Below are 1,060 nucleotides of genomic sequence, written 5' to 3'. Positions count from 1 at the left end.
CTGGCCTTCAGGGCCGAAGGACCGCTTTCCAGTGGGTCAGGAGCACTTTGATGAACGGAGGCGGCAGACATGGATGTGGCAATCTTTCGATGTTGGTGCGGAAACCGCTCTCACGCCCCCTCTCAGGGACCATTACTTGCGGTTGAGCCAGGCAGAAAACTTCTGCTTCAGGTCGTCGGCATGGTCAGCCCAGAAGGCGGGATCCACGTTCAGCGAGCCGGGCAGGTTCTTCGGTGCAGTGGGCAGATATGGCAGAACCTTTTTATCAATGAACGCCACGGCAGACATGCGAGCTGGACCGTAGGCGGTCAGGTTGGTGAGAGCGGCAAGCTGCTCTGGCTGGGTGGCGTACTTCACGAACGCTTTCGCTTCCTTGAGGTTCTTTGTGCCCTTGACGATGCTGTAGCCCTCGGAGTTGTTGAGCGCTCCCTCCCAAATGAATGCGAACGGCTTTTTGTCGGTCGCAATGGCGCTGTAGATACGGCCGTTGTAGGCGCTGCTCATCACCACTTCGCCGTCAGCCAGCAACTGGGGGGGTTGTGATCCCGCCTCCCACCAGACGATCGAGGATTTGATGGTGTCCAGCTTCTTGAACGCACGATCCACACCAGCAGCCGTGGCGAGTGTCTTGTAGACCTGATCAGCAGGTACGCCGTCCGCCATCAGAGCCCACTCAAGCGCACCTTCAGGCGACTTGGACAAACCGCGTTTACCGGGGTATTTCTTCAGGTCGAAAAAGTCGGCGACTTTTGTCGGGGCAGTGGCGCCGGTGTTGCTTGTGTTGTAGACCAGGATCGCAGACCACTGGACGTTACCTACCATGCACTCGTTGAGCGTCTGTGGCAGGAAGTCATCGGCCACTTTGCCGTCTTTGGAGGGCACGATGTCGGTAGCGGGATTGATCTTTTCGAGCAGCCCCTCATCGCATGCACGGATGACGTCAGACAGTTGCAGGTCGATCACATCCCACGAGACGTTGCCGGTCTGGACCTGGCTTCGCAGTTGCGCGATGCCACCGTTGTAAGTGTCGCCCTTGACCGTCACCTTGCTGGCTTTGGCA

At 58.2% G+C, this 1,060-nt stretch carries 1 protein-coding gene; it reads right to left on the bottom strand.

The features are described from left to right. Positions 1 to 132: 132 nt before the first annotated feature. On the bottom strand, positions 133 to 1,060 hold a 928-nt coding region (locus AC097L_RS26145), incomplete at its 5' end, for an ABC transporter substrate-binding protein (protein ID WP_479589600.1).

It is taken from the genome of Rhodoferax sp. RT5P35, from assembly GCF_056521385.1.
The sequence above is the reverse complement of the archived record's forward strand: the minus strand, read 5'-3'. Positions and strand labels throughout refer to the sequence as shown.